This is a genomic window from Pseudomonas sp. NPDC089741 (assembly GCF_044748825.1).
GTDB classification, from domain to species: Bacteria; Pseudomonadota; Gammaproteobacteria; order Pseudomonadales; family Pseudomonadaceae; genus Aquipseudomonas; species Aquipseudomonas helmanticensis.
Genome location: NZ_JBIVGT010000082.1, coordinates 1,189 through 2,129, shown reverse-complemented (window position 1 = coordinate 2,129; position 941 = coordinate 1,189). Strand labels below are relative to the sequence as shown.

Below are 941 nucleotides of genomic sequence, written 5' to 3'. Positions count from 1 at the left end.
GGGTGTGTAATGGCTAAGCTGACCAAGCGTCAAAAGGCTATCGCCGGCAAAATCGAAGCAGGCAAGGCCTACAACATTGTAGACGCCGCTGCCCTGCTGGCCGAGCTGTCGACTGTCAAGTTCAGCGAGTCGTTTGACGTTGCTGTAAACCTGGGTGTAGACCCGCGTAAATCCGACCAGGTTGTTCGTAGCGCTACTGTGCTGCCGCACGGCACTGGCAAGACTGTTCGCGTTGCTGTGTTCACCCAGGGTCCAGCTGCCGAAGCCGCTCTGGCTGCCGGCGCTGACCGTGTAGGTATGGACGACCTGGCTGCCGAAATGAAAGGCGGCGACCTGAACTATGACGTAGTGATCGCATCCCCGGATGCCATGCGCGTTGTAGGTCAGCTGGGCCAGATCCTCGGCCCACGTGGTCTGATGCCTAACCCTAAGGTTGGTACCGTAACTCCAGACGTAGCTACTGCGGTCAAGAACGCTAAAGCTGGTCAGGTTCGTTATCGCACCGACAAAAACGGCATCATTCACACTTCCGTTGGCAAGATGGGCTTCGACGCCGTCAAGCTGAAGGAAAACGTTGAAGCCCTGATCGCTGATCTGAAGCGTATCAAGCCAGCTTCCTCGAAAGGTATCTACGTCAAGCGCGTTACCCTGAGCACCACCATGGGCCCAGGTCTGGTTATCGACCAGAGCTCGCTGGACGCGTAAGACAAAAATTGGCGCGATTATTCGCGCCAGTTGAAATATTGGGGTCCCTGCCTGGCGGGGGCTATCCAAGACCGTAGGCGACGCAAGTCTTAAACCACCAGCCTACGCAGATGGTGCTCCCGGTTCCTTACCGAATCAGACACCAAAACGACATTCGGTTTCGATCGAATGAAACGGTAACAAGCAGGAGTTAAACCCGAGGCAATAAATCTCTAAGACAAGAAGGCCATCGTCGC

At 55.6% G+C, this 941-nt stretch carries 1 protein-coding gene; it reads left to right on the top strand.

Annotated features, from left to right (window positions below; genetic code table 11):
• Nucleotides 1–9: 9 nt before the first annotated feature.
• Nucleotides 10–705 carry a 50S ribosomal protein L1 gene (rplA, locus tag ACIPZE_RS28885; RefSeq protein WP_007916481.1) on the top strand — a complete coding sequence of 232 codons (696 nt, stop codon included), beginning with the start codon at nucleotides 10–12 and terminating at the stop codon, nucleotides 703–705.
• The last annotated feature ends 236 nt before the right edge of the window (nucleotides 706–941 follow it).

Excerpts from the sequence above, each read along its gene's own strand:
- rplA (WP_007916481.1), top strand. The coding sequence starts at position 10 with ATGGCTAAGCTGACCAAGCGTCAAAAGGCTATCGCCGGCAAAATCGAA.